At 39.8% G+C, this 621-nt stretch carries 1 protein-coding gene; it reads right to left on the minus strand.

Going from position 1 to position 621, the window contains the following annotated elements; genetic code table 11:
- Positions 1-86: 86 nt before the first annotated feature.
- The coding region (locus tag GTQ48_RS17480) for a hypothetical protein (protein ID WP_203565300.1) at positions 87-621 on the minus strand (535 nt) is incomplete at its 5' end.

The following is a 621-nucleotide window of genomic DNA, read 5'->3' on the forward strand; positions in this document are numbered from 1 at the left end:
ACGTGGGCTAAAATCCGAACGAAGTGAGTCAGCCCACGTGTTAGCGTCCCAGCGACCGAAGGGAGTGCCAACAGCGTTTTGTTAGCTCAATCTTGATAAGTGATACTCTCTATACTTTCTTTTAAAGCATCTTCGTATTTTGAGAATTCATCTTTTGTAGAGTTAAAGTTAAACATTGCCATTTTATCACGGTGGCTTGAGGCTAATATAATATTGTGGATGTCTGCATTTATAGCATTGGAAGTAAATTCTAAATAAACCCAGTCTTTTCCATTTATACTTATCACTTCTGCTCGTAACCAAACCACTCCTGGACCGATCCTACTCATTGTCTGCTTAAGATAGTCTTTTAACTTCTTAAGAGGCGTGTTTGAAATATCGTTTGGTCGGAGCCCAAATGCGATACTTGTTGAAGTAGATTCGCTACCAATTACCCACTCAGGCGCTCGTCTTGCTGGCCATTTAGCCTCGATAACTTCCTTAGAGAAGGGCTGAAATCCTTTAGGAGCCGAAAAAGAGATACTCGAGTTTGGGATTTCTATTTCGTTTCCGAATATGAGTGGTGTAAAAAAAAGTGTAATTAAAAATAGTACAAGTTTCATTGTTCCTCCTTGAGCTAAC

The organism is Alteromonas genovensis (assembly GCF_010500895.1).
In the GTDB taxonomy this organism is placed as follows: Bacteria; Pseudomonadota; Gammaproteobacteria; order Enterobacterales; family Alteromonadaceae; genus Alteromonas; species Alteromonas genovensis.